Here is a 25,231-nt window from a genome sequence, read left to right on the forward strand (position 1 = left end):
CTTCATGGACAGATCAATGACTTCAGGGCGCCCAATGGGCATTATTATCAGATTTGTGATACCGATCTTTCTGGGTTTTATCTTCCAGCAGTTCTATAACATGGTGGATTCTGTTATCGTGGGCAGATTTGTCAGCCCCAATGCGCTTGCAGCAGTAGGCTCTACAGGTACCATCATGTTCATGATCATGGGCCTGGCCAACGGTATGACCACAGGCTATACGGTCCTCATCAGCCAGAGATTTGGCGCGGGAGATATGAATGGCACCAGGAAGGCCTTTGTCAATGCCATACTCCTGAGCATCATATCCACAGTTGTCATCACTGTCATCGCCCTGGCGCTCATGCATCCTATCCTCAGGATCATGAACACTCCCGATGATATCTATCATGATGCCTACGCCTATATCTCAACCATCTGCGCAGGCAGCCTTGCACTTATCGCCTACAACCTCCTGGCATCATCCCTCAGGGCCATCGGCGACAGCAAGACCCCTCTCTATTTCCTGATCATAGCAGCACTCCTGAACATCGTGCTGGACCTGACCTTTATCATAGGTCTCCACATGGGCACCTTTGGCGCAGCTCTGGCCACAGATCTGTCCCAGGGCGTATCTGCGCTGCTCTGCATCATATATATCTATAGAAGAGTTAATATACTTAAGCCGCAAAAAAGAGACTGGAGACTTGATTCCCATTACTCTAAGCTCCAGCTGGGCATCGGCATTCCCATGGCACTTCAGTTTGGCATCACCGCTTCCGGTACCATGGTCATGCAGTCATCCATCAATATATACGGTTCCACTGCTGTGGGCGGTTTTACAGCGGCAGGCAAGGTGGTCAATCTCATGACTGCAGGCTTTCCTTCCATTGGCCAGACCATGGCAGCTTATGTAGGTCAGAACTACGGAGCAGGAGATCTTGAGAGAGTACACAAGGGCACCAATGACGCCCTGCTCCTATCTGTCATCTATTCAGTACTGATGGCTGTCCTCTCCTTTACCATGCTGCCCTATATCATCAGCTTCTTCTTTGACAGCGGTGTGGACCTTGGCGCATACCTGCCCTATTCCAGAGCCTATGTAAATGTTGCGGCTCCTTTCTATATTACACTAGGCATGATCTTTATCTACAGAAATGCCATGCAATCCTGCGGCTACAGTATGACTTCCCTGGCTCTGGGCGTTATGGAGCTGGCTGCCAGATTTGCCACAGCCTTTATCTCCATGAAGATCGGCAGTTTTCAGCTGGCTGTTGCAGGTGACGGAACAGCCTGGGTTACCACAGGAATTCTTGCTTTTGTGATGTTCCAGGTGATCATTACCAAGCTAAAGAAAAATGCTGCGAATTGATGCAAAGGGGAGTTTTCAATAAGTCATTGAAAACTCCCCTTTATTCATTCACTTCCTGATCGACGCCATCACGACCTTCACATCATCCGCCAATGGCACCAATCTGAATCTTCCCACCGATGCAGGGATGATAAAGGTCTCTGCATAGTGTACGGTCAGAGGCGGGAAGCTGTTGTCTATACTTTCTATGACAGCTTCTCTTCCGCTTACCAGATTGGCCTGGATCACAGAATCATCGCATTCCACTTCAAGAGGCGCTTCCAGGCTGTAGCGCATCACTTCTATGGGCTCTCTGCTATGAAGGCCTGTCCTCTCTACCTTGTAGCCTTCGCCCTCTGCTACTGTCATTTCCTGATGCACCAGCTGGTCATATACATAGTCTGTATCCCTGTCCCACTGGATATTCCTAAGGCCATGCTCCACATGGATGGGCCTTGGCAATCCGTCCAGTCCCAGTCTGTCCCAGTCCCAGAGCTTAAAGGTGAATATATAGGGAGTAGCGCTGATCTCCAGCACCATGCAGCCTGCTCCTGAGCAGTGCACTGTGCCTGCAGGGATGAGTAGATGGTCGTGTTTTTTCACAGGGACCTTATTTACATAGTTTTCTGCGGGAAAAGATATGCTGCCCTTCTCAGCCGCCCTCAGATCACGGGCCATGGCAGCCTTGTCCACATCCTTTTTGACTCCCAGATATACATAATTGTCCTTGTCTTCATCCACATCCAGGATGTAATAGCTCTCGTCCTGGGTATAATGCATGCCAAATTTGTCCTGGATATATTCGGTCAGAGGATGGACCTGGAGAGATAGATTTTCGCCCCCTATGGTATCGAGAAAGTCAAACCTGATGGGAAATTCCGCGCCGTATCTGCCATGTACTCTCTCCCCAAGTAAGGGTCTTGGACAGTATAGAGTGATATCCATTGCAGGAAACTGGACTATAGTATCTCCAAATCCCAGGTTCAGCGCATTTTCTTCAGGTACGCCATCAAAGCACCAGGCCAGGTTCTGCTGATCCCTGCCTACTCCCAGCTTGTCCTGCATCCAGTGGCCGCCCCATACTCCGGGGTCAAAATAGGGCTCCAGGCGAAATGGCCTTGCTGCCACTTTTCTAATGGCCTCTCTGAAGGCTTCACCCGCAACCATAGAAGGAACGCCCATGATATGGGAATCAATGAGATAATCCATATCCTCAAAATGCTCCCTTTTGTACCTGTCAGCAAGTCTCCATTCTATGAAGTAGCCTATCTTGTACTTGGTTAGAAACGGAGCATCTGTATTGCTGCAGTTCCAATTGGGCATACCCTTTCTGTATCTGAGCTGAGTCTCCCACCTGGACATATCGCAGTATACGTGGATATCAGCCCTGGCAAAGAGCTCTGTGGCAAAGCCAATAAGTATGATAGGGCCCCTCTCTTTTGCTATCCTCTCACGAAGCAGAGCTGCGGCTTCACTGTCATAGAGCGACTGTACGTTTTTGTGGCAGATCACACCAAAGACTCTGTCGTCTGTTATAAAGTCTTCAAATTCCTTCATCCTGACTTTTTCGGGCTTTGCAGCGGTCTCCACATCTATGATGGTATCTGCGCCAAGCTCCCTTGCCATAGAGAGAATCTCCTCTTTATATACCCCGGGATAGAGATCAAAGGATATGATCAGATTGTCTCTACCTGTATCTTTGCATTTCCCGGATATAGCGCTCTTTAATTCCTCTATTATCCTGTCTCTCCCCCCAAAAGCCTGATCATCATAGCCTTCCAGTCTTGTGACAGGGGCAGGATCGTAATTATTATAGCTGGTGATTTTATTCATATGCATCCCTAAACAAAATGATCAAATTGACAATACATTGTTTCATTTCAAACTAATATGCTTTTTCTAATGTTATTTCTAATGCTTTTTAATCATAAGTCTACTGAATACTTGTATCTGTTGCCCGGATAGTAGCAGATGGAATATTCGAATATCTCATCATTGGGCAGGAAGGTCTTGCGGGTCCTTATGAAAATAGGCATGTCAGCACCTATCTGCAGCATCTTCCTGACTTTATCACTGGGAAGAGCAGCTTCCAGGGTGTCATTACCCCTGACTATGCTGATATTGTAGGTATCACGGAGAAACTTATAGAGAGATTCCTTGTAATATTTGCAGTCAAGGGGAAGATCGATGAGCTTCTTGAGATAGGTCACCGTATATACCAGAGGCTTGCCCTCTACGTTGCGGACTCTCTCCAGCCTGTAGCAGTTATCTGTCCTTAGTATCCCCAGGGCCAGCGCGGTCTTGGTATCGGGACTTATGAGCTCCATTTTGCAATAGGAGGTCTCCATGGTGATGTCATGCTTTTTCATCTCATCTGTAAAGCTGATGACATTGGAGATAGCTTCGCTTATCTTCTCATAAGAGACCACAGTGCCTATACCCCTTGCCCTGGTGATATAGCCCTGCTGGGTCAGCGCAGAGAGAGCCTGCCTGGTGGTCACTCTGGAGATATCGTATTTCTCCATGTATTCCTTTTCAGAAGGAAGGATATCCCCTTTAACATATTTGCCGCTTTCTATCTCTGTTCTGATCAGATCTTCCAACTGCAGATATAAGGGTGCAGCTCCTTTTTCTCTGTTTAGTTTCATCAGGCAATGTCCCCTTTTCTTTTTTATCCTATTTTGCAGATAACGTTTTAGATGACCTTTGCAGCATCTTCCGAGTCTTTCAGCTTTGCAAGCAGCCCCTGCATGGCAGCTCTTGAAGTGTCGGGTTCAGGTATTATTTTGATATTATCAGTATATAGCCTTTTTTCCAACTCTTTCCCCCAAAAAGCATAGCTTCCTGATATCTTGCCCCCAACCAGCAGAGCCTCCGGCTTAAAGCTATCTATAAAAGGCATAATGGCTTTTGCGACATCATGTCCAAAGGCTCTGTATACGCTAAGAGCACCTTCATCCCCTTCAAGGCACCTGTTATAAAGCTCCAGGCCGTCCACTTCTTCACCTATGATCTCCCCAGACAGCTTTAGCAGTCCTCTGGCAGATAGATAATCGTCTATGATGCTGTTCTTAAAAGGTGTATCGTAGATCCAGCCATTTGCAGGGACGCCCTCTGCAGCATCCCTTATCACCCTGCCATCTCTGATAAAGGCAGAACCTGCTCCCGTGCCCAGGCAGAGGCAGATGATGCTCTTACAGCCTGCTGCCGCGCCGCTCTTATAGCTTCCCAGCGCGCAGGCTTCCACATCATGGAGAAATAGCATTGGGATATGAGCCATAGCAGGATCTATACGGGATAGCTCCTCTTTAAAAGACAGGCCATAGATATCATCATATTTGCCAAGGCCCTTCATCAGGCTGATCCCCCTCTCATAATCAAAGGGCCCGGGCATGGCATAGCCAATCCCTCTGATCACATCATCAGCCTGTAGCTCTGTAATGATATTATAAAAATTTCTAAATATCACTTCTGTGCTTTCTCCGGATCTGGAAGGGTATTCACTGTAACGCATCATCTTGCCTGACCCTATATCCCAGGCGCCTGCCTTGATGCCTGTGCCGCCCACATCCAGAACTATATATAGCCCTGTCATATCAATCTGCATATCCTGTTATGATCCCTTCATCCTCACATACACAGCTATTGAATACATCTGCTACAGAGCTGCCTTCATCTACTATCAGACTGTAGCGAAACTCGTAAAAGCCTGCCAGGTCCACCTTGAAATTGGTCTCCCAAAAATTGTTCATGGGCCAGGAGTAAACCATGGCACTGTTCCTGGCTTTATCAGGAGCCTTGCAGAGCTCAATCCTGCGAGCCTTTAGGTCTCCCAGCGCAGCAAGGGGCACATCCTTAGAGATGACTGCCACTGTCTTTCCTAGCGACTTCCAGGCCAGTGCGTTCCTTATGAGATAGAAATCCTGGCAGGTCCCCGGCAGTTGGTCTATACCGGGCCTTATGATGCAGCCTGTCTTATTCAGATAGAATTCTCCATCGTTACCTGCCGTAAAGGGAAGTGCTATATAGAGATTCTCCGGCTCCCATTTGCTCTCCTTATGGATCCTTACGTTGAACTCAAGCTTAGGAAGAGACCTATAGACTTTTAGAAATACAGTATATATTCCCGTTCCTTCAAGGTCATATTCAAGTTCTAAAGCGGTATATACAGGGCCATCTTCTACTATCTTTTTCCCCTTTAGCCTGCTGTAGTATCTGTGCGTAGAGCAGTTCTTGCGGTTCCTGCCCATGCGCCTTCTCACATCGCAGGGATCTGTATCTATATCAGTGATCTCATAGACACCGGAGAAGGGAGCCAGATCCGAATCAGCTCTTAGAAGCTCTGTATTATCCCTGTTCCAAATGATGCTGTTTATTCCCTTTGTATCATCAATAGATATTGTATAGAAGCTGCTATCTATCCTGTACTCATCTCTGCGCTGATCCTGCAATATATCTTCTATTCCGTCCGCGCCTATATGAGCATGATTTCTAATAGTATTTTCTATATCATCATTCTCACCAGCCAGATGTATCTCTGCATGGATAGTCTCATTAGGAGCCAGATCCACTTCAACTTCTACCATGGTGGCTCTGGCTATTCTCTTCACCTGGCTCTTTAACACTTCTCCTGTAGCAGAGTTAGTCACTACTATGGGCATGGAAGGCTCAAAGCTTACACCGTCTACAAATTCCCAAAATTCTATATAGAGATAGCAGCTGGTCTTCATCCTCCTATTGTGGGGATTGATGATGATATAGTGCTGAGGCTTGTCCTGCCTTACAGATACTTCCCCCCGCTCTGCCAGGATATCATCAAGGCCCTTGGATACCTGTGTATTGGCATTGGTAGCATAGGCAGTCTTCTTGTATTCCAGGGACTCTACCATGCTATCCCAAGGCTGGGATACGCTGCTGGAATAGCCCCAGGTATGCTCTGCATAGAGCATGAGATCACGGGCTGCCTGCAGCATATCCTCACGGCTGTATATCCTGCCTTTAGGATCAAGCTTTTTGCACAGGTCATATTTCCGGGCGGCATCGCGGTATACCTTGACAGCTGCAGGTGTAGAGCCTACGCCGTCTGCCCACCAGTCTGTGAAGTCCCCTTTATAAACAGGTATATCCTTGCAGCGCTTCTTAACTTCTGCAAAAAAGTCTTCTAAAGTGACCATTCTGAATCTGACCCTGCCCTCAAAAGCTTCAGTCAACTTGTGGGCCCTTCTTGTGATCTCAAGATTCGGAGGAGCATTGTCAGTGATAGCTCCGGATACCATAAAGGGTACCAGGTCGTAGGGATATTCCTCTTTTTCCAGATTCTCAAGATAGCGTCCGATACGGGTAATGGCTATCTCCATCTCCCTCTCTTCTACCTTGTCTGCATCCCTTCCTGTTATGGAATTGGCCCTGAGCCCTGCCGTGAACTCATCATGGAAGGTATAATCAGAGCCTGCGTGAGGCACCAGGAACATCTCATTGCCCACATGATAGTGATCCCCGTTCCACATCAATATCCGCTCACCTGACTCTGTCTCCCAGTAGTAAGGGCAGGTCTTCTTAAACAGCGGGAACATACCGTGATGAGGATGGAGCGCAGTATAGAAATATCTAAGGCCGTGCCTGTACAAGACCTCCGGATAGCCCCAGGAGAGCCCATTGATATCAGCACTCATACCGGCTGTGATAGGATGTCCAATCCTTTTGCCATAGCCTTCAACCTCCTCCATTACATCATCGAAAGCCGCCTCTGAAGTGAGATCTGTCATATTCAGATAGTTGCCTGACAGTCCTATTTCCCCGCTGGCAACATAGGCCTCAAATCTGCTAATGAGATCCTCGTCTGCCATCTTATAGAACTGCTCCACCTGCCAGTAATTCTCACACTGCCATACGAAGCCCTCATAGTCCGGATCCTGCGACCTGTGAGCCTTGTCAAGAAGCTCTATAGCCTGCCTGATATAGTCGTAATGGTACCTTGTGATCTTGTCCTGCCTTTCTGTATATCCTATGTCAGTATGGCTATGATGGATCAGATATACGTCCCAGGTCTTCTTTAGATTATTTTTCACATTTTCCTCCTTGCTCTGCTGCTGCAGAGCATATATTTTTATACTATTTCTATCTATTTGGACATGTATGCAAATCCCTTTTGGAACTTGTCATTAAGCAGGAAAAAGAGTATCAGCGTCGGCAGCGATGAAGCGATACATGCCACAAAGAGCGCCGGAGGATTGCCTCCTCCCATAATGGACAGACTGGCCATGATAGGACGGGTCTGGGCAGACTTGGTAAAGGTCAGCCCGAACATCAGATCATTCCAGCACCAGGTAAACTGTGACAAAAATACTATTGATACAGGCGCCGCGGACATGGGAAGGAATATCCTAGAGAGGATCATAAATTCCGATGCCCCTTCTATCCTGGCTGATTCGCACAGTTCCTTATCTATCCCCAAAAAGAAATTTCTAAATACAAACATACTGTAAGGTATGCATATGGCACTGTAAAAAAGGATCATACCTATACGTGTATTATAAAGTCCAAGCTTCTGATATGCCTTAAATATTGGGATCAGATATACCTGAAAGGGAAAAACCGTTCCGCAATATATCATTATGAACCAGAAGAACTTGTGCCTGATATTCAAATGTGTCAGGCCATATGCTGCAAACATAGCTATTATCACTGCAAGGACTGCTCCGCTAAGGGCATAGAGCAGAGTAACAGACATGGACTGAAGCACCCTGCTTGTGACCAGCGCCTTTAGATTAGCCATGAGATTATTGCCCTTTGGAAGGAGCCACAAGGATCCCAGGTTATATTCCTGTTTGGTCTTAAATACATTTAGAAAAACAAAAAATACAGGAGATATCCATATCAATGATAATACAGAAAGGATCAGATTGAATATGATCTTTGTTTTTTTGCCTGTTTTCAATTCCTCACCCCCTATTCTTCCCTGAATGTATTCCTGAGATTAAAGTAGGACACTATGAGTATGACCACTGTCAGCACTATAGCTACAGCTGCACCTCTTCCGTAGCGGTTGTAGATAAAGCTCTCCTCATACATGGTCAGTGCCAACGTCTCCGAAGACCTGTAGGGTCCGCCCTTGGTCATGACCCAGATGCCATCAAATACTTTAAAGCTGTTCACCAGGGACATGAGGAGTATGACTATGATAGTAGGCCTTATCAGCGGCAGTACCACTTTGGTATAGAGCTTTACAGGTCCCACTCCGTCTATCATAGCTGCCTCTATGGGAGACAGGTCCACATTTCTAAATGCAGCAACATACAATACCAGGTTCAGTCCTATGCCCTGCCATATACCTGTGAGTATCATCACAAAGGTATTAACATAAGGCACTGCCAGCCAGTCCTTAACCATCTCGGGATGTCCCAGCTGCCCCAACAGATAAGGTATCCCATAGGTAGAGAGCAGTGTAGCCATGATCACGCCGCTGACCGTAGCCGATATCGCAGTTGGAAAATAGAAAAAATTCGTAAATAATTTGGCAAAAGAGCTCTTAGTGATCATGATCGCCAAAAGCAGGGGAAGCAGCACTGATATCACCAGCGAAGATACTACCCAGATAAGAGTATTACCCACAGAGATCATGAAATTACTATCCCCAAATAGTGCCAGATAATTATCTATCCGGCAAAATTCCATCTTATTGACACCATCCCAGTTATTAAAGCTGAGCATCAGGGTGTATAGGATAGAGCTGATAAAAAAGACCGCCACAAGGATAACCGCAGGTGCTATATACATATAGTCCCTTATAACAGTCCATCTCTTCTTATGGATATGGCTATCGGCAACAGGAACATTATCCAGCCGAAGACGAGGTGCAGATGCAGTATTATTCACTTTTTCCTCCAGTTATAAATACTCACGGGGGCCGTACTACAGATCACTCGCACGCAGCTCGCGATAGCAGCAAAACCCCCGTGTCAGATGAATAAGTATATTAGTTATTAGTTGCCAAATACTTCATCTGCCTTTTGCTGGATCACAGGCAGTATATCGTCTGCACCGGCAGCCCTTGTCTCAAATTTCATAAGCTCATCCAATGCCACATCCCTGATGGAATCATCAGTATTTTCGTAATAGCGCAGCATCAGTTCATATTTGCTATCATCCTGAGTCAGCCTTACCATCTCATTGGCAGTAGCATTTTCGCTGACTACCTGGCTGGTGCAGAGGAAACCTGTAACATTGGTAAATACTGTCTGGTTGTCCTTGGTATACCAGCTCTTTAATACCTCTTTGGCAGCTTCCTTGTCATCACTGCCCTTTGCTACGCACAGAGGAGCTATCTCAAAAAAGATGATGCTCTTGCCTCCATTCATGGGAGGCACTACAAATACGCTCATATCCACCTCGGGCTCCATGCCATAGTCACCTGTCAGAGTCTTGCATTCATAGTTGGGCTCCAGCATCATGGCTACTGTGCCGTTTGCCAGGGATTTGTCCATATCTGAGATCTGCATGGGTTCTGAGAAATAGCCCTTTTCGATCATGTCCTGCCAGATATGCATTACATTTACGACCTTCTCATCTGTGTATGCTATGGAGCCGTCACATACGCCCTGATATAGAGCAGGGTCGTAAGCAGCCAGCATAGCCTGGAACCAGATAAAGCCTGCCCATCCATCATTTTTGAGAGCAATGGGTGTGATCCCCTTGGACTTTAATACTTCGCATACAGCAAGCAGCTCATCAAAGGTCGTTGGCACCTCAAGGCCATTGTCTGCAAATACATTCTTGTTATAGATGATCATGTTGTAGATGATACTGTACGGCACTGCATATACCTTGCCATCCAGCGACAGTGATTCCTTGACGCTATCTGCAACCCCATTAGGTACTACGTACTCATCCCATATATCCGTCAGATCCTCCAGATTGCCGCTGCCTGCCAGAGTCATGAGCTGAGGTCCGCTCCACCAGGTGAATAGTCCCGGAGCATCCGCAGTAGTCACGGACTGCTGAAGCGCTGTCTGATAGGATGCTGTGTCCGGATATGCCACGCAGGATACGTCCACGCCGCTAAGGGATGAGATGCTGCCCATCAGTTCATCTATAGCTTCCTGATCTGTATTGTTTAACTTATCATTCCAAAATTCTACCGCCCCTGTCTTGGCACCCAGCACTTCTCCTTCACCGGCGCCATCTTTACCAGCAGATCCGCAGCCTGCCATGGTTCCAAATAGCAGCGCAGTCCCCAGGAATAGAGCTAATAATTTCCTTCTCATTAATTATCCCCTCTTTTCTGTATTAAGTTGTTGTTTCAAAGATGGTATACCGCTCTTTTTAAATGTTATAACATTATAATATTACGATATTTCAGAGCGTCAATCTCTTTTGAGAAGATAATTCATTTTCATGATTATGCTTAAAACGTTTTGTTCACTGTGTATACCCTGCGAAGCAAAAGATTAATCAAAAAGGGGTCCCCATTTTCTCCAAATACTTTACTGGAACCTCTTTAGTCAGCCACACACCATTTACAGACAAAAAAAATTCTATTCCAGCACGGTACATATCACCACTATTGACTTTATAAACAATCGGAGTGCCATGGCGTCTTCCTACACTTAGAGCGGTTTCAACGTCTTGAGATAGATGCACATATAATCTAGATTTGGGAACCAATCCTTGCTCGTCGATGGATTCTTCATTTTTTTTACCGCTACCATGGTAGAGGTTTTCTGGTGGTTCAGTTTTCTTTAGTTCAACATCCACCGGAATAGAATGACCCTGATTGGCACGTATTAAAGTATGGTCTTCATTGAAACAATACCTATTTTTGTTATCTGTCTTCACGATATCTTCCAACTCTTCTACGCTTAAAGGCATAGTTTTAGAAACTCCCGCAATCAAATCATCAACGTTAGCCCAACCATGCTCATCAATCGAAATACCAATGACTTCTGGTTTATGGCGAAGAATCAAACTTATGAATTTGCTTATTTCTTCTTTCTTCACTGTTTTTTATCCCTGCTCCTGCCTATAGGCACTTTGCATTCTTAATTGATAGTTGTTGTATTTCCCTATCTCTCCGTTCCGATGCAGCTTTATCATCATCTATTTTGTCAATCTCGTTTCCTGCCTTTTCAAGAAGCATTTCCAAAAATGCTTCTTGATCTGGGTAAAGATCGATAGTATTTTTATACTCAAGCAAATTATTGTATAGACGACTGAATGCATTTAAATATCTGGTTATATATAGCTTTGAGTATCCTTCCCTATTACCAGATGAACCTATTATAGATTGATCAAATAAGTATTTGAAACAATTGACAATTTTTCTCCCTTTTTTTGCAGGCCTTGTTATAATAGCATTTTCCTCAGACCCAAAATACAAACTATCTATACTTACATCTAACGCTCTAGAAATATTCGCTATTGTGTCAAGGCTTGGCATTTTCTTTCCATTTTCATAAGCACTAATAACTGTATTTGTTGTAAAACAGTCATTAGCAAGTTCCATTTGTGTCATTTTCTTCTTTATTCTTGCCTTCTTTATATTACTTCCGATGAACACTTTTATATCTTCCATAAATTCTGTTCTCCTATAATTGTTATTCATATAGTCAATACAACTTAACTGCTTTTATAAATATTATACTTTGATATAACCATATTACTACGACCTATAACTAAAGTAAACCACAGAAAATTTACTATTCGTAAACATTACTTCTATTACCTGTGGCTTCTTTATTTCCTTCCTTTTGTAAATAATTTAATCATAAATTTCTTACATATGAGGGGGGCTAACAAAATGATTCCCGGAAAAAGAAAAGCAATTATCGACGATGGTATGAATCCCGAACTGATCAAAGGTGCAGAACTAGATGGAATATTACAAATCCCTAAAATAAAAGCTCCAGATTATATATTCATTCCAGATAGACTTATACCATATACCAAGCTGAGCAAAGACAAGATTTATAGAAACACCGCTGTCGTATTCTATGAAAAAGACACAAACTTTTCTGAAATACTAATAAATCCTGACGCCGCGCTGAAATCACTTGCCCCTATAAATGCTTTTATCACACCAGATCCTTCCCTATATAGAAACGCTCCACTTCCCGTTCAAATCACTAATGTTTATCGCAACAGAGCAATCGGATTCTATGCGCAGGTTCATGGTTTTTATGTTATTCCAAATATACGATGGGGAACAGAAGAAACGTACACTACAAAGGTACTTCCAGAAAAAATAGCTTTTCTTGGTGTCCCCAAGCATAGCATAGTAGCCATTGGTTCATATGGTTGCATTCAAACAAAGAATGATAAATATCATTTCAAGGCAGGCCTTGAGGAAATGCTTGTTGAGCTTGAACCCAAAGATGTATTGGTATATGGAGCAATGCCTTCTAATGTGTTTAGTGATTATGAACGCGACACTAACTTTCATCATTATGACGATTGGCTTTCATGTATTAAAAAGGGGGACAACTATGGGAAGCGGTGATTATGGTCCATACGGAAAATCTCAGCCTTTCTCCTCTACATATCATGTAGTTAAGAGCATGCTGAAGCAAGATAAAGAAAAAGGTATATACAATGGATATTACCAGAAAAACCCTACTGCAAATAAGCTCGTCGACATGATTAACGGTAACTATATTGGCAATAAGCATAATACAATCGATATGCCTTATGTAATAGCTAAAAATGGTGATATTATAGTTGGTAAAAGAAACGGTAATGGAAAAGATGGCTTGCCAACCCCTCATCCCACTCTCATAGGTGGAAAAGATCCCGAAGTAATCATGGCTGGCATAGTACATATTCATGGGGGAAAGATTGCCTCATACGATTCAAACAGCGGACATTTCAAACCAAATAGTAAATCAATGGCAGCTGCGGAAGCAGCTTTTTCAAAACTACCTAACAAGCTTTTTAAAAAGAAAAGAGGATAATCATTATGATTGACAAATCAAGTATCCATGAAATAACCAATTATCTGTTTCAATGTGATTATTTTGATGATAATTTCGATCCCGACGGAGATGAACAACACTTGGATAAAGCATATGAATTATTTCAGAAATTTATTTGGGATGATATTATTGTTGAATGGAATAAGTATCTTTTTGAAAACTGCCATACATCTGACGAAGTGATCAATTATGCTAACCTGTTTATCTATTATGAAGCAGCATCAAAGTATAATCCTGAACCTTATACTTTTCTGGGTTACTTATACGCTCATGTTGATTTAGACAAAGAGTGGGATAAGGCCGGAGATTTATTTGACAGCATTGCCATAGAAATGCTTGGAGCACAAAATCTAATAGACTTAATGGAGGATCCATATTATAGCCCATTAAAAGATGAGAGGATCCTTAAATCCGTTGACTATTGGAAAAATAGACAAACATGATAATCAATATTTAACGGCCTATATCTATCAAATAAAGAAATCTTCTTATAGTTCACGATAGAGGACTAGTTTCCGTTTCATTAAACTCCGATTAGCAGGATTGCTTCTCCAAGACCATTATTGCCACAGTCTTTTAGGATATCCGCAGGCTTCTTGTAGGTTCTCATTTTGCCATGGATATTATGGACCTGAAGTCTTCCTTTTTTACCCTTAGTGACTGTGATGAAATGGACACCGTCCCCCAGCTTATGACGGTTGTTGAGTACGGTTATGATCACAGCCTTGTGTTCTTTGCAGAGCTTTTCCAGTCTGAACTTATTACTCTCTGCTTTGCAGGCTATGCCCCTTTTCTTAAAGAATCTCAGGATAGCATAAGGGGATGTTCCCAGGTCTCCTGCCATGGCTATGCCGTTCTTCTCAAAGATACTGATCAGATCAGGCATATAGGGCTTACCCGGCTTTCCCTGCTCATTTAAGCCCAGGGCATTAAGGGCATTATAAACAGCGATCACACCGCAGCCATTATAGTCCATGGCATTTACGCCGTATCGCATATCTTTAAAAGAGCTCTGGTTATCTATAAATCCGCCCTTCTTATCTATTTCTTCCAGGTGCCTGCCCCAATTTGTGAAGTTGTGAGCATGATTTCTGTCTCTTACGCTCCCCGGCCACTGCAGGTGAAACTTCTTATCACCAAGCCCCGGCAGACTTATAAGGAGCCCGGTTCTTCCCCTGAAGGGTCTAAAGCCATAGAAGGTCAAAACAAGTATTTTTCTGATCTTTTCGCCAATTAACAATTTGTTCATAATTTATTCCGAGTACGTTTACCGCCCATCATCTTTATGTCACAGAAATTCGATACGATATATATGTCAGATGAAGCAATTACCAACAAAACTTTTTCATAATAATGCCGGGTGAGTGGGGACTCATCCGGCATCCTCCCTTTTATGGAGAGTTTTTTGCCATTTGATATCTATTTATTCAACGGTCCATGCAGTCCAATCGATATGATTGTACTGCATCACATCATCGGCATACTTCATTCCCAGTTTCTCATAAAAAGGCACCGCTTTGTCATTTGCTATAAGATAAACAGCAATGTCTTTCTCGCCGCCTGCCAGCTCATGAGCTTTCTTCATAAGCCTGGTGGCAATGCCCTGCCTCTCATAATCACGGTCCACTCCCAGATCCGTAATGTATAGCCAGTAGCAATAATCTGTAAGTCCAAACAGCACACCCACCGCAAGTCCGTTCTCATTCCTTGCAACAAGGCTTATAGACACGTTATTTACCAGTTTGGCAATTCTATCCTCAAATCGCTCCTTAGGATACTGTGAGCCAAGATCGGTACGCTTTAGGAAATCCACATATTCCTTTGCTGTGATGCGCTCTTCGTTGATCACTATCTTTGCTGAATCCATTATCGATCCTCGTATTTATCGGGTTTATGCGTGTTGTATAGATGCATTTCAAGTGTCGCTTTAATATTTACGCTTTTTCTATCATATCATAAATCAGCCATAGCTGTTTTCTTCAAGGAGCTTTAATCCCTCATCCAGGTCATACCCAAGTATTTCCTGAATCTTCTGAAAATCATACTTCTTATGCAGATTATCAAGAACGGCTACCAATTCCTTCTTACCATGCTTACGAATGAACATTGCCATCGCTTTCACTGCATTTGCATCACTTCCATTTGAATAAAAGCCTATCATACAGCCTGCCAGATTATCACAATCATAACAGCCATCCAGGTCTTTTTCCTTACAGCACGCAGCATTGGGGCAAGTTCTGTCAGGACAGCAGGTCGCGTAGGAACAAGTATTATAGGATGTCCTACAACCGCCACACCATTCTTTCAAAAAGCAATGATTACAGGAAAGGCCACAGTATGCTACGGGATCTACGCCTTTCCTTGCCTTACGACAAAGCTCGTTCTTAATACGACACATTGCTTCGACGTGCATGATCCAGTGTCTGGAGAAAGGCATCTGAATCAGTCCTTTAATATCCTTTCCGCACCAATAATCGATCAGCCAGAATGCATCTTCATCCTTACTAACTGTTCTGGTTTCGATAATCCTTTCCCTGTCATCATCAGTAAACTTCCTCTTTAAGTCTTTGTATTGCAGATCTTTAAGCAGCTCATTTGTTGAATCCATCACTGCCCTGCAATAATCATACAAAGCTCTCACATCGAGTTTTGCAGAAAACTCCGCGTTTTCCTCTCCCTTCAGTTCATTGCCGGTGGTGATGATAGGACTGTTTATCCTGCGAAGCCATTCATCTGTAAAGAGGATTTGACTATCCTGAGATATCAGTGTATGTGCCACTATATCCTCAATCCGGAATATATGCCACAGGGAATACCCCAGAGTCTTGCTGTGATACCCCTTAGCTCCTGCAAAAGGCATCAGGTAAAAGGCTTCTTTCGGGTATGTATTCACTATTGATGTTATCTGACCAAAAAGATCTTCTCTTAGCTCAAGCAGTGCGATAATACCATCATCAAAGTTCTCTTTCTTTCCAATCAGAGATTGCATTTTCTTGTTTTTTTCTGACCATTCCTTATTCATATCGATTCCCCCCTTCAGCAGTGCATACATCTACACAGTAAGCCTTATGAAAACATCCCACTATTATTATTAAGCCTACCATGTAACACTAAAAAAGTCCTTACCCACACACATAATAGCCCAAATTTCGCTGAATCTATATGAAAACAAGCCCTTTGTTTTCTATACAAAAAAGAGCTGCAAACTCAGATAAAATCTAAGCTTACAGCCATACACATTACTGCCGGCGACCGGGATCGAACTTTCCTGCGCCTCTCAAACACAGATAGGAAGGAGGCTGGCGGTTTCACTTTATTTTCTGACCCCACTTTTGAACCTAGTTTCTGCACCAACTTGGTGCAGTATTTAATTTTTTGAATACTCTGAGTATTCGCTTATACCAGTGAGCATCTTAATAGCTTCAGCATCCCAAAAAGTATTCTCCCAGCGATAATAAACATCTTTTCGCTTTTTAAAGATTCTAAATGGTTTTTCTGAATTGTCGTAAATATGTAAAATGTCACATATCCGAACAAGCTCTGGAACTAGGGCCAAGGCTTTATCATATCTTGACAAAAACCATGACCTCTGGAAGCATGATTTTCTCCTTATCAGACATATTCCTTCCTCCCATCCGGATAGAGTAAATATGCCTTTTTTAAATCAGCATCATATCCTGATGTTGGAAGTCCTTTTATCTTTCTTATCTCTTCATCAATACGAATAGACTCAATAAATCTCTGAGTTAGTTCATCATCAGAGAGACCACATGTATAATCTAATTCATTTTTTTCTTTAATTTCACTCATATGATTTTACCCTCAAAATATAAGTGTTTTCTTTTCGGCATGCACCTAACTGGCTCGCGGTTGTCACACTAAACCCACCCATAGACTCCATGTATCCCCCTGCCAGTAGGGATTAACATTTCATAGCAACAGCTGCTCTAGTCATCTGTTTGTACTATCATCATACAGATTTTGAATATCAAATTCAACTGTATATCAACACTATAAAAATCATCAAAATTTTGGCACCAGCAGGTGCCAAATTATTATTATCATTTTGGAACTCACGAGTTCTAAATTAGGCAATTGTATCTGTCAATTGATAAGCATACTATAATAATGGTACAAAAAGTGGTTCATAAATATAATCGAAAAATCGCAAACCTAGATAAATTCTAAGTTTGCGACTCATCACATTACTGCCGGCGACCGGGATCGAACTCTAGGGAGCTGTGCAAATCCAGTAAGAAAGGGGTGTGTGGGTCTCGTCTTATTTTTTGAACCACTTTCTGAACCACTTTCTTATGGATCAAATCCGCTTCATTACTGAATAAAACATGCATATAAAGCACTTGTTTAAAAATCTAAAACAATGGTGATTTTTCCATTCTCATAGGTTGCATTAAGCCTCAAATCCATACGATCTGCGAACAGTTTTACGATGGAAAGCCCTAAACCAGTTGATTCTCTGCTTCCTGTCTCCACAGTAAAGAACCTGTCGAACAACTTATTAACATCAACATTAGAAAGCTTATCAGTGGAATTAGAAAAACTTAACACTCCCTCATCCGAAAGTTTTATCTCGAGATCTCCATCGCTGTATTTAAGCGCGTTACTCATTAAATTATTTAATATCCTCTCCACATAAGTGGGATAAAGATATCTTACTATTTTTTTCTCGGTGATATCTATATCAGGGCTTATACCTCTTGCCTTCAGAGACGGATAATAATTCATAAGGCAATCTTCAAGCATCCTGTTAATATTTACTTCCTGCCTGTCCTCTGTGATCTCACCACCTGTCATCAGTGAATATTCGAAAAGTTCCTCAGTAAGCTTTTTCATGTGGTCAGTTCTTCCTTGGATTACTGAAAGATATTTTTCCAACTCAGGACTTTTATCCAAACGCTGTGCGAGCTCCAGATATCCGCTAATGGCTGTCAATGGAGTTCGTAGATCATGTGATATGTTGGTTATAGCTTTCTTTATCTCCTGATCGCCATTCTCATATCTATTATAGGCACTCTGGAGCTTTTCAAGAGTATTATTCATTGAAGACGCCAGTTGCCTGATTCGCCTGTCTCTGCTTGAAACAGTAAGAAGGGTGTTGGTGTGAATCCGCGACCTCTCCTCGTAGTCCTCTTTCATTTCCTTTAAGGAAAGCCGCATAGCTATAATCTTCATTACCAAAAACACAATAATAATCAGGCATACAATCAACAGGTATTTCATAAAAACTCCAACGTATCAAATATTTAGGAATGAATTGGATCGATGGGTGTAACCTCGTAGTAAAGAATCATCGCATCGAATCTGTTGACAGGCACGAACTTACTTCGCTCCTGTTTGTAAAGATCCTGAATTGCTCCATATCCCTCCCCGGCAAAGCCACAGAAAATAAAGCTGTGGAGAGCTTTATATATACTACTATTTTCATCGGTTACTTTCGAGAAATCAAGACAATAAATTCCATTTTCAAAATACTTTGCCTGATAAGCCAGCGGATCATCACTGCAATAAAAATGGTCTGCCCTCTCATAGTTTTCATCGAAGGTTCCTGCAGTATGAATGTTCACATAGCCTTCATAAAAATCGGTTCCTATGCAGAAATAGCTGCCATCAAAGAGTCTGTCAATCTGATCTCCCATAGTCTCATCATCTTCACAGGGAAGGACACTCTTACCGCCTTTTCTGGTATGTCCACTGTGAGCTGTTATCACAACTTGGCTGTAACCTCTGTCCTCTTCAATCTTGGAATAATCAAGAAGATTCTCCGCCATCCTTAGATCTCTGTTATGATCGTTCTCCTGTGGAAAATGTTCATAATCCGGGGCATCAATATTAAGAACCACGCTCCTTACCACCATTCCAAGCTGCTTACACCTTAGATCATCCATAGAAAAAAGTCTCTCAGACATAGCTACAAACTTATCGCGTTCTCCCCCGTACTGCTCTTTGTCATAAATATCAAGTGGAAGAATAAAGCTCTTCTCCTCCTCAGTAATGAGGTCACTTCCAGCATTGATTGTCTCTTGTAAATATCTGATTGCAGTGTATCCACCCTGTATATCAACGCCGTAAAACATAAGGGACTCTTCATATGAAAGATTCTCATTATATTCTCTCATCCACTGAAGAAGACCTGCGATTTCTTCTGTATCATATATGGGATATGATTGCTTTCCAACAGCCTCTATAAGGTCTGCATCCTTATCATGAAGCGCATCATTTAGCATTGCTGCATCCCCCACTGACATCTCAAAGCAGATACATCTTCCATCACCCTCGGTAACAACCTTTTCAAGGACATCTCTTTTAACTGTCTGAAACTCACGATTTCCATGAGTAGCTTCTCCAATTCCAACGACCCTTGCAGCTACAGGAATCTTGAAATCTGCAAAGTTCTGTCCCACCTCTTCAATTCCTTCCATTTTTCTCTCAGGCGAAAATGCCTTTGTGTTTCTGATTCCTGCGAGAAAGCCAATAAAAATTATAGTCACTAAAATAATCGTAAAGAATATTGCTTTATATCGTCTCACTTTTCAATCCTTCCACCAAAACTTATTTCAGGTCTCTCTTTTCAAGTCCATGTACTGTCAAAAAAACCATAATCAGAATAACCACTGCGGAAATAATGATCTGCTGCGGTCTCCCGGGATTGATGTAATCGTCTGCTAGCCCTGTTCCTGTGAACCATTGGCCAAACACTGTCATGTTGTACACAACTATACCTATCTGCTTAGCTGTTCCCTTTAATACAAAAGCTATAAGTGCATTTCCAATCATTGTGCCATTATAGCTGACTTCCAGAATTAGGAAAGCGGCTATGCTAAGAACAACAACTTTAAGAATTCGAAAGCTGATAAGCATCATTGTTGCAATGTATCCACTAAGTGCAAAAACAAGAACGATGCTCAGAACAGCCATTTTCCCAAAGTCTCTTGCTCCGCCCAAGATTCCCCCAAGAAGATAAGAAGCCATCATGATTACAAGAGCAGTCAGATGTCCGAAAAGGTGACTGAAATAAACCTGTCTCTGTGAAAAGCCAGCTGCAATCTTGTTTCTGATAACGCCGTAGCGATATTCATGATTTGTGTAGAGTGGCACGAATATTGTAAAAAAAATCATCATTGCTATGCTTATGAAAAACATTCTTCTGTCAGGACCAAAATCTTCAAAGCGTCCCCTCATCCCTATCAAGTTAGCTGTAAAAACAAATGTTGCCAGGAAAGCAATGACACATCCTCCGATAAAAATGAAGTTTCCTGTTATTCTTTTCATATTTGCTTTATATAAATTGATCATTTCGCTTCTCTCCAAAAATAGTATTCATTTTTTTATTTCAATTCTTTTTTATTAAAAACAATAAGTCCTATCACTACCGAGAGTATCACCATGGCAAAGCACCCTATAATGTAGCTGCCAAAGTCATAATGAGGTCTCGTCATCAAATATGAGTAAGGGATATATTTGTCAACAAACCTGTAAACTGCAAGCTTTGCGCCGATAAGTGTACATGACCCTTTTTCCGGATAGAGCTTATCAAGAATGAATGAGTCCCAAACTTTCATGACGAATGCAAGAAGCAGTCCTATCACATAACAAAGTTTATTGCCTCCAAGCATCAATACAAGCGCTGTGGAAAAAGCTCCTATAGCCATACTTGTCATAGTGGTAACGAGCCAGTAATCAGCAACTTCAGGCACTGAATAATCGATAAAACCAGCGGTGAACAACATGGTAAAGATAGCAGATATAAGGAATGCAAATATCGTATATATGGCTCCCTGAAGCATTCCGCCACACACTGATGATAAAAAAACATCGGACCTTCTCACACCGGAAATAAGCTTGTTGCGTATACATCCGTTTGAAAACTCTCTGTCAGTTATAAAAAGTGTTGCAGCTGTTACAATAAAAGCTGCTATCCCAGTAAATACAAAGGAGATATCATCCGCATCCAATGCTGTTCCAACAATGAAGGCATAAAGGCATTTCATGAATATCAAGTAGAATCCCTGATAAATCACGATGGCCCAAAGTGCAATACGAAATGCCCGACTAAGTAATATACTTCTAGTATCAGCATACAGATTTCTGAACATTATCATTACCTCCAAGAAGTGAAAGATAAAACGCCTCGAGGCTTTCATCATGCTCCTGCATATTAATGATCTTACATCCGACCTTTTCGAAATCCTTTGCCATCTCAGAGAATGTAAGATCTGCAAAAACATCTGCAGTATTTGAATCAATAATCTTGTAATCGATTCTCTTTTCTTCCATAACCTTGGCCAGAAGCTTTACATCACTAACCTTCATACGGATAGATTTGCGACACTCGTCACCTAGTTCCTTGGCAGTCATCTGTCTTACTATGTGGCCATTGTCGATAAATCCATAATTAGTTGCAACCTTTGCTAGTTCATCAAGTATGTGACTTGAGATCAGGAAAGTGATTCCTCTTTCTCTATTGAGCTTTATAATTAGCTCTCTCACCTCGATGATTCCCTGCGGATCAAGTCCATTTATAGGCTCATCAAGAACCACAAAATCAGGACTTCCACAAAGCGCTACTCCAATTCCCAGACGCTGTCTCATACCAAGTGAAAAGTTTCTTGCCTTCTTTTTCCCTGTATCTGTAAGACCTACAATTTCAAGTATCTCATCGACACATTTATAATCAGGAAGTCCCAGCATTAAACACTGCTGAACAAGATTATCTCTTGCTGACATATCCAGATAGATTGCAGGTGACTCCACGACTGCCCCCATTCTACGTCTGGCCTTTGAGATATTCATATCTGTGAACTTTGTTCCCATAAGTTCATAGCTACCTGACGTTGGACGCTGAAGACCTGTCATAACTCTTATAAGTGTTGTCTTACCTGCTCCGTTCTTCCCAACAAAGCCATAAATTGCACCTTTAGGTATTTCCATATTCACATCGGAAAGTGCTGTGAACTTCCCGTAACTCTTGCTTATTCCATTAGCCTTAAAAACATATTCCATCGCCTTTTTCTCCTCGTAAAATACTTATATGTTGATATCTCGGATTGCCTGCGCAAATCTGATAAAAAAAAGATACCACCTTCTCGTCAAGAAAGTGGTATAGAAATCGTCAAGATATGGTCAAGATTCATTAAACTGGAATCCTATCCCATAAATTGCCTCAATATGGTCAATGCCATCAAGCTGTTGCAGCTTTTTTCTCACATTACTAACGTGCTGTTTTAACGACCTTTCTGTACAATCTGGTGTATCATCACTTATTCTGTCAAGAATAGTGTTCCTTCCAAGTGGTCTTCCAGCATTGCGCATCAGAATACCAAGAATTGCAGCCTCAGTTCTTGTGAGATTCGTCTCCTTGTCTCCTATAATAACCGACAAAAGACTCGTATCCAAAGTGATATTTCCTGTTCTGATTACATCTCCATCATCACAATTCACTCCGCTTTTTCCTGCCGATGCCAGGCGTAGGTGAGCCTCTATTCTTGCTAAAAGCTCCGAGATAGCAAAGGGCTTAGTCACATAATCGCAGGCACCTTTTTTCAAAAGCTCTATCTTACTGTCAAGATCAGACCTTGCGCTCATAACAATGGTCGGAATGTTGTCAATTCTTGAAATCAATTCATCACCAGAAAGACCGGGAAGCATCAAATCTAAGAGGATCAAATCAGGCTTTAGTTTTTCCAAAATCATAAGAGCTTCTGTACCTGAATATGCTCTATTAACTTCATACCCTTCTAATTCAAGCGCTTCCTGAAGCATATTCCCCACGTTTAAATCATCCTCAATTATCAATAAAGTACTACTCATTACTAGCTGTCAGTCCTCTCTTTTTATTCAGAAAGAATAGTTATTATCATAATACACAACTTGCATGGTGAGCTTGCACGGAACATGCATGCATGTTCCGTGCAAGTCGAATCATGCGAGCAATTATTCATGCCTAAAATACCTCTGTTTAGGACTCTGTGGCTTATCTGGAATAGTTAAATCAATTTTTCTTGCACTAATTAAAGGCAAAAGAACACTTAACCTAAAATGATCTCCAGATTTAAAGCCACAAAAATCCTGAAGTTCTTTCCTTGATCCGACTATTATCTCAGTTAATAATATAAAGCTATGCTCAACAAAATATCTACATTTGATTATCTGAATAAGTCATCACCTGTCACAATTGATTGAATATTTCCATAATATGAATTCTTCTCTACATCATAATTTGTAACTAGCGTAGAGTGAATAGCATATTTTGTTTTTGTAGCCTTCTGTAAATCAGCAATTTTTCTGCGCATAGCTTTATCAAACGCCAAATCAGGTACATAATCTGACTCTGAATATTTCATTTCACATACATTGATGACTTGATCTTTTCTAACTATAAGAAGATCAATTTGAGAGCCTAATAATCCTTTATCGGAATCTGAATCACACTTCCAAGAATTCACATCTGTCTTTACACCGGAAATTCCTAATGCATTTTTAATCTGGGCAACATGCTCAAGACACACCCTCTCAAATGCTATTCCTGCCCACGCATTTAATACCCCTGAATTGCTAGAATTTTCCCAATAATTTTCATCGGAAACATTGTCTTTCAAAAACCTATTATAAAAAAGTGTGTAATTATCAATTAGTTGATATAAAGCATTTTTACTCTCTGCTCCAAATGGCACATATTTCCTTATGAACCCGCAATTTTCAAGTTCCTTTAACTTCTTTGTAAGATCTCCGGAACTGGGAATTTTTGTCTTTTTGCAAATTTCATCCCTGGTAATTCCTTTATTAATACTACAAAGAGCCTCAATTATCTTAATGTACTGATCTGGTTTGTTAAATAAAGCCTTATATAGGTTATCATATTCGCCTTGTAACGAAGCTCCTTCCTTGAAAAACAATTCATCAATATTCTGCGGAAAACTTCTTCCTTTTTTAAGCAAGCTCCAATAATATGGCACTCCTCCAAGAATCATGTAACTCTGGATAATCTGATGCCTGGTAAAGAGTATCTTTTTTGTTTCCAAATATGCTTCACATTCTGCCAAAGTAAATGGTTTAAGTTTTATTTGACCAGTTAATCTATTGTGCAGTCCTCCTTTGGAATTTACAATATTGTCCATCATCCAATAGGTTGCCGAAGCACATACTATCAATATTACATCCTTTTCTTGACGTGCCGTTACCCATCCATTCCAGAAGTGCTCCAGTGCAGAAACCAATTCACTTCCTTTTGTATCCATCCATGATAATTCATCAATAAATATGACTTTTTTTCCATCTGCAGATTGTCCGATAAGTTCCTTCAAACAATCAAATGCGTCATACCAAGAGTTTAATTCTCTATCAGTGGAATAGCCTGATTCCGACAATGATTTTGAAAAAGCCTCTAGTTGAGCCTTTTTTCTCATATTTTTCTTTATTGAATTGCTACTAAGACCCGTATGCTGAAAAGTAAACTTATAGTCAAAGCTCTCCCTTATAAGAAATGTTTTTCCAACTCTTCTTCTGCCAAAAACAGCTACGAACTGTGACTCTTCTTCATCTAATAATTGCTGTAACTGTCTTTTTTCTTCGATTCGTCCTATCATTTTTAGTTCCCATTTTTCCAATTCTCTATTTTTTATCTATATTTGGAAATTATTCATATACCTATTGTAATAGGAGCTTATCGGATAAGTCAATAAAAATTTCCAAATCTATTTATAAAAAAGAGCTTTGGAAATTTTAATCGCAAAATTCTGTACTATCTTCTGCCAAAGTGAAATCAGCCCCAAATATTACTTGCCTTTATCTCACATTATTGTGCCAATTAAGGAAAAACAGAAAAAGCTGCAAACTCAGATAATATCTAAGTTTACAGCCATTTTATTACTGCCGGCGACCGGGATCGAACCGGTCGCTGCTATAATTTCAATTCCTT

26 protein-coding genes are annotated in these 25,231 nt (G+C 41.7%); 4 read left to right on the top strand and 22 right to left on the bottom strand.

Features of this window, described 5'->3' with window-relative positions; translation table 11 throughout:
- Window positions 1-4: 4 nt before the first annotated feature.
- Window positions 5-1,351, top strand: coding sequence for an MATE family efflux transporter (locus tag G636_RS0101190; protein ID WP_026506524.1), 1,347 nt, complete (start codon window positions 5-7; stop codon window positions 1,349-1,351).
- A 48-nt stretch (window positions 1,352-1,399) separates the two neighbouring features.
- Here the strand turns inward: G636_RS0101190 and G636_RS0101195 are convergent, their stop codons facing one another.
- The 9 genes from G636_RS0101195 to G636_RS19840 form a co-directional block, all read right to left on the bottom strand.
- Window positions 1,400-3,163, bottom strand: a complete 1,764-nt coding sequence (locus G636_RS0101195; protein WP_026506525.1) for a class I mannose-6-phosphate isomerase — start codon at window positions 3,161-3,163, stop codon at window positions 1,400-1,402.
- 92 nt (window positions 3,164-3,255) lie between these two features.
- Window positions 3,256-3,978, bottom strand: a complete 723-nt coding sequence (locus G636_RS0101200; protein WP_035778377.1) for a GntR family transcriptional regulator — start codon at window positions 3,976-3,978, stop codon at window positions 3,256-3,258.
- Between the two features lie 47 nt (window positions 3,979-4,025).
- On the bottom strand, window positions 4,026-4,937 hold the full coding sequence (locus tag G636_RS0101205; protein WP_051226375.1) for an ROK family protein: 912 nt from the start codon (window positions 4,935-4,937) through the stop codon (window positions 4,026-4,028).
- Window positions 4,927-7,398, bottom strand: coding sequence for a hypothetical protein (locus tag G636_RS0101210; RefSeq protein ID WP_026506528.1), 2,472 nt, complete (start codon window positions 7,396-7,398; stop codon window positions 4,927-4,929). Before G636_RS0101210 ends, G636_RS0101205 begins: the two co-directional genes overlap by 11 nt.
- 53 nt (window positions 7,399-7,451) lie before the next feature.
- Window positions 7,452-8,267: a carbohydrate ABC transporter permease gene (locus G636_RS0101215; protein WP_026506529.1), complete on the bottom strand. Its 816-nt coding sequence runs from the start codon at window positions 8,265-8,267 to the stop codon at window positions 7,452-7,454.
- An 11-nt stretch (window positions 8,268-8,278) separates the two neighbouring features.
- A complete protein-coding gene (locus tag G636_RS0101220) occupies window positions 8,279-9,205 on the bottom strand; it encodes a carbohydrate ABC transporter permease (protein ID WP_196802996.1) in 927 nt (308 codons plus the stop codon).
- A gap of 107 nt (window positions 9,206-9,312) precedes the next feature.
- Entirely contained in the window at window positions 9,313-10,593 is a 1,281-nt protein-coding gene (locus tag G636_RS16780; RefSeq protein WP_035778380.1) for an ABC transporter substrate-binding protein, read from the bottom strand.
- A 187-nt stretch (window positions 10,594-10,780) separates the two neighbouring features.
- Window positions 10,781-11,326, bottom strand: coding sequence for an RNA 2'-phosphotransferase (locus tag G636_RS0101230; protein ID WP_026506531.1), 546 nt, complete (start codon window positions 11,324-11,326; stop codon window positions 10,781-10,783).
- A gap of 22 nt (window positions 11,327-11,348) precedes the next feature.
- Window positions 11,349-11,900: a helix-turn-helix domain-containing protein gene (locus G636_RS19840; RefSeq protein WP_081668209.1), complete on the bottom strand. Its 552-nt coding sequence runs from the start codon at window positions 11,898-11,900 to the stop codon at window positions 11,349-11,351.
- 225 nt (window positions 11,901-12,125) lie between these two features.
- On the opposite strand from G636_RS19840, the gene G636_RS0101240 reads away from it, so the two are divergent.
- The 3 genes from G636_RS0101240 to G636_RS0101250 are packed head-to-tail and all read left to right on the top strand — an operon-like array spanning window position 12,126 to window position 13,739.
- On the top strand, window positions 12,126-12,824 hold the full coding sequence (locus tag G636_RS0101240) for a DUF4417 domain-containing protein (RefSeq protein ID WP_026506532.1): 699 nt from the start codon (window positions 12,126-12,128) through the stop codon (window positions 12,822-12,824).
- Complete coding sequence (locus tag G636_RS0101245) at window positions 12,811-13,275, top strand: hypothetical protein (protein WP_026506533.1); 465 nt, start codon at window positions 12,811-12,813, stop codon at window positions 13,273-13,275. The genes G636_RS0101240 and G636_RS0101245 overlap by 14 nt, the downstream gene beginning before the upstream one ends.
- 5 nt (window positions 13,276-13,280) lie before the next feature.
- Entirely contained in the window at window positions 13,281-13,739 is a 459-nt protein-coding gene (locus G636_RS0101250) for a hypothetical protein (protein ID WP_026506534.1), read from the top strand.
- Between the two features lie 80 nt (window positions 13,740-13,819).
- On the opposite strand, the gene G636_RS0101255 is transcribed toward G636_RS0101250, so the two are convergent.
- The 13 genes from G636_RS0101255 to G636_RS0101310 form a co-directional block, all read right to left on the bottom strand.
- Window positions 13,820-14,545 (bottom strand): hypothetical protein, encoded by a 726-nt coding sequence (locus tag G636_RS0101255; RefSeq protein ID WP_026506535.1) that lies wholly within the window; start codon window positions 14,543-14,545, stop codon window positions 13,820-13,822.
- 174 nt (window positions 14,546-14,719) lie between these two features.
- On the bottom strand, window positions 14,720-15,163 hold the full coding sequence (locus G636_RS0101260) for a GNAT family N-acetyltransferase (RefSeq protein ID WP_035778382.1): 444 nt from the start codon (window positions 15,161-15,163) through the stop codon (window positions 14,720-14,722).
- Between the two features lie 93 nt (window positions 15,164-15,256).
- Complete coding sequence (locus G636_RS21030) at window positions 15,257-16,318, bottom strand: DUF3795 domain-containing protein (RefSeq protein WP_081668210.1); 1,062 nt, start codon at window positions 16,316-16,318, stop codon at window positions 15,257-15,259.
- A 345-nt stretch (window positions 16,319-16,663) separates the two neighbouring features.
- The gene (locus tag G636_RS0101270) at window positions 16,664-16,873 is read right to left on the bottom strand and encodes a hypothetical protein (protein ID WP_026506537.1); all 210 of its coding nucleotides are present in this window, start codon (window positions 16,871-16,873) and stop codon (window positions 16,664-16,666) included.
- 35 nt (window positions 16,874-16,908) lie between these two features.
- Window positions 16,909-17,106, bottom strand: coding sequence for a hypothetical protein (locus tag G636_RS0101275; RefSeq protein ID WP_242826895.1), 198 nt, complete (start codon window positions 17,104-17,106; stop codon window positions 16,909-16,911).
- 555 nt (window positions 17,107-17,661) lie between these two features.
- Complete coding sequence (locus G636_RS0101280; protein WP_196802997.1) at window positions 17,662-18,489, bottom strand: sensor histidine kinase; 828 nt, start codon at window positions 18,487-18,489, stop codon at window positions 17,662-17,664.
- Window positions 18,490-18,560: 71 nt separating this feature from the next.
- Window positions 18,561-19,736: an erythromycin esterase family protein gene (locus tag G636_RS0101285; RefSeq protein ID WP_026506540.1), complete on the bottom strand. Its 1,176-nt coding sequence runs from the start codon at window positions 19,734-19,736 to the stop codon at window positions 18,561-18,563.
- Window positions 19,737-19,866: 130 nt separating this feature from the next.
- Window positions 19,867-20,610: an ABC transporter permease gene (locus G636_RS0101290; RefSeq protein WP_026506541.1), complete on the bottom strand. Its 744-nt coding sequence runs from the start codon at window positions 20,608-20,610 to the stop codon at window positions 19,867-19,869.
- A 32-nt stretch (window positions 20,611-20,642) separates the two neighbouring features.
- A complete protein-coding gene (locus G636_RS0101295) occupies window positions 20,643-21,461 on the bottom strand; it encodes a hypothetical protein (protein ID WP_196803003.1) in 819 nt (272 codons plus the stop codon).
- Complete coding sequence (locus tag G636_RS0101300; protein WP_026506543.1) at window positions 21,388-22,317, bottom strand: ATP-binding cassette domain-containing protein; 930 nt, start codon at window positions 22,315-22,317, stop codon at window positions 21,388-21,390. The genes G636_RS0101295 and G636_RS0101300 overlap by 74 nt, the downstream gene beginning before the upstream one ends.
- 120 nt (window positions 22,318-22,437) lie before the next feature.
- Complete coding sequence (locus tag G636_RS0101305) at window positions 22,438-23,124, bottom strand: response regulator transcription factor (RefSeq protein WP_026506544.1); 687 nt, start codon at window positions 23,122-23,124, stop codon at window positions 22,438-22,440.
- A 123-nt stretch (window positions 23,125-23,247) separates the two neighbouring features.
- Window positions 23,248-23,469, bottom strand: a complete 222-nt coding sequence (locus G636_RS21240; protein ID WP_442855987.1) for a Fic family protein — start codon at window positions 23,467-23,469, stop codon at window positions 23,248-23,250.
- Complete coding sequence (locus G636_RS0101310) at window positions 23,460-24,920, bottom strand: AAA family ATPase (protein ID WP_026506545.1); 1,461 nt, start codon at window positions 24,918-24,920, stop codon at window positions 23,460-23,462. Before G636_RS0101310 ends, G636_RS21240 begins: the two co-directional genes overlap by 10 nt.
- Window positions 24,921-25,231: the final 311 nt, after the last annotated feature.

The organism is Butyrivibrio sp. MC2013, assembly GCF_000424585.1.
GTDB lineage: Bacteria > Bacillota > Clostridia > Lachnospirales > Lachnospiraceae > Butyrivibrio.

Coding starts and splice junctions, on each gene's coding strand:
- G636_RS16780 (WP_035778380.1), bottom strand. CDS start 10,593: ATGAGAAGGAAATTATTAGCTCTATTCCTGGGGACTGCGCTGCTATTT.
- G636_RS0101280 (WP_196802997.1), bottom strand. CDS start 18,489: ATGAAGATTATAGCTATGCGGCTTTCCTTAAAGGAAATGAAAGAGGAC.
- G636_RS0101260 (WP_035778382.1), bottom strand. CDS start 15,163: ATGGATTCAGCAAAGATAGTGATCAACGAAGAGCGCATCACAGCAAAG.
- G636_RS0101195 (WP_026506525.1), bottom strand. CDS start 3,163: ATGAATAAAATCACCAGCTATAATAATTACGATCCTGCCCCTGTCACA.
- G636_RS0101285 (WP_026506540.1), bottom strand. CDS start 19,736: ATGGAAGGAATTGAAGAGGTGGGACAGAACTTTGCAGATTTCAAGATT.
- G636_RS0101250 (WP_026506534.1), top strand. CDS start 13,281: ATGATTGACAAATCAAGTATCCATGAAATAACCAATTATCTGTTTCAA.
- G636_RS0101300 (WP_026506543.1), bottom strand. CDS start 22,317: ATGGAATATGTTTTTAAGGCTAATGGAATAAGCAAGAGTTACGGGAAG.
- G636_RS21030 (WP_081668210.1), bottom strand. CDS start 16,318: ATGAATAAGGAATGGTCAGAAAAAAACAAGAAAATGCAATCTCTGATT.
- G636_RS0101275 (WP_242826895.1), bottom strand. CDS start 17,106: ATGAGTGAAATTAAAGAAAAAAATGAATTAGATTATACATGTGGTCTC.
- G636_RS0101290 (WP_026506541.1), bottom strand. CDS start 20,610: ATGATCAATTTATATAAAGCAAATATGAAAAGAATAACAGGAAACTTC.
- G636_RS0101295 (WP_196803003.1), bottom strand. CDS start 21,461: ATGATGAAAGCCTCGAGGCGTTTTATCTTTCACTTCTTGGAGGTAATG.
- G636_RS0101245 (WP_026506533.1), top strand. CDS start 12,811: ATGGGAAGCGGTGATTATGGTCCATACGGAAAATCTCAGCCTTTCTCC.
- G636_RS0101200 (WP_035778377.1), bottom strand. CDS start 3,978: ATGAAACTAAACAGAGAAAAAGGAGCTGCACCCTTATATCTGCAGTTG.
- G636_RS0101305 (WP_026506544.1), bottom strand. CDS start 23,124: ATGAGTAGTACTTTATTGATAATTGAGGATGATTTAAACGTGGGGAAT.
- G636_RS0101190 (WP_026506524.1), top strand. CDS start 5: ATGGACAGATCAATGACTTCAGGGCGCCCAATGGGCATTATTATCAGA.
- G636_RS0101240 (WP_026506532.1), top strand. CDS start 12,126: ATGATTCCCGGAAAAAGAAAAGCAATTATCGACGATGGTATGAATCCC.
- G636_RS19840 (WP_081668209.1), bottom strand. CDS start 11,900: ATGGAAGATATAAAAGTGTTCATCGGAAGTAATATAAAGAAGGCAAGA.
- G636_RS0101205 (WP_051226375.1), bottom strand. CDS start 4,937: ATGCAGATTGATATGACAGGGCTATATATAGTTCTGGATGTGGGCGGC.
- G636_RS0101255 (WP_026506535.1), bottom strand. CDS start 14,545: ATGAACAAATTGTTAATTGGCGAAAAGATCAGAAAAATACTTGTTTTG.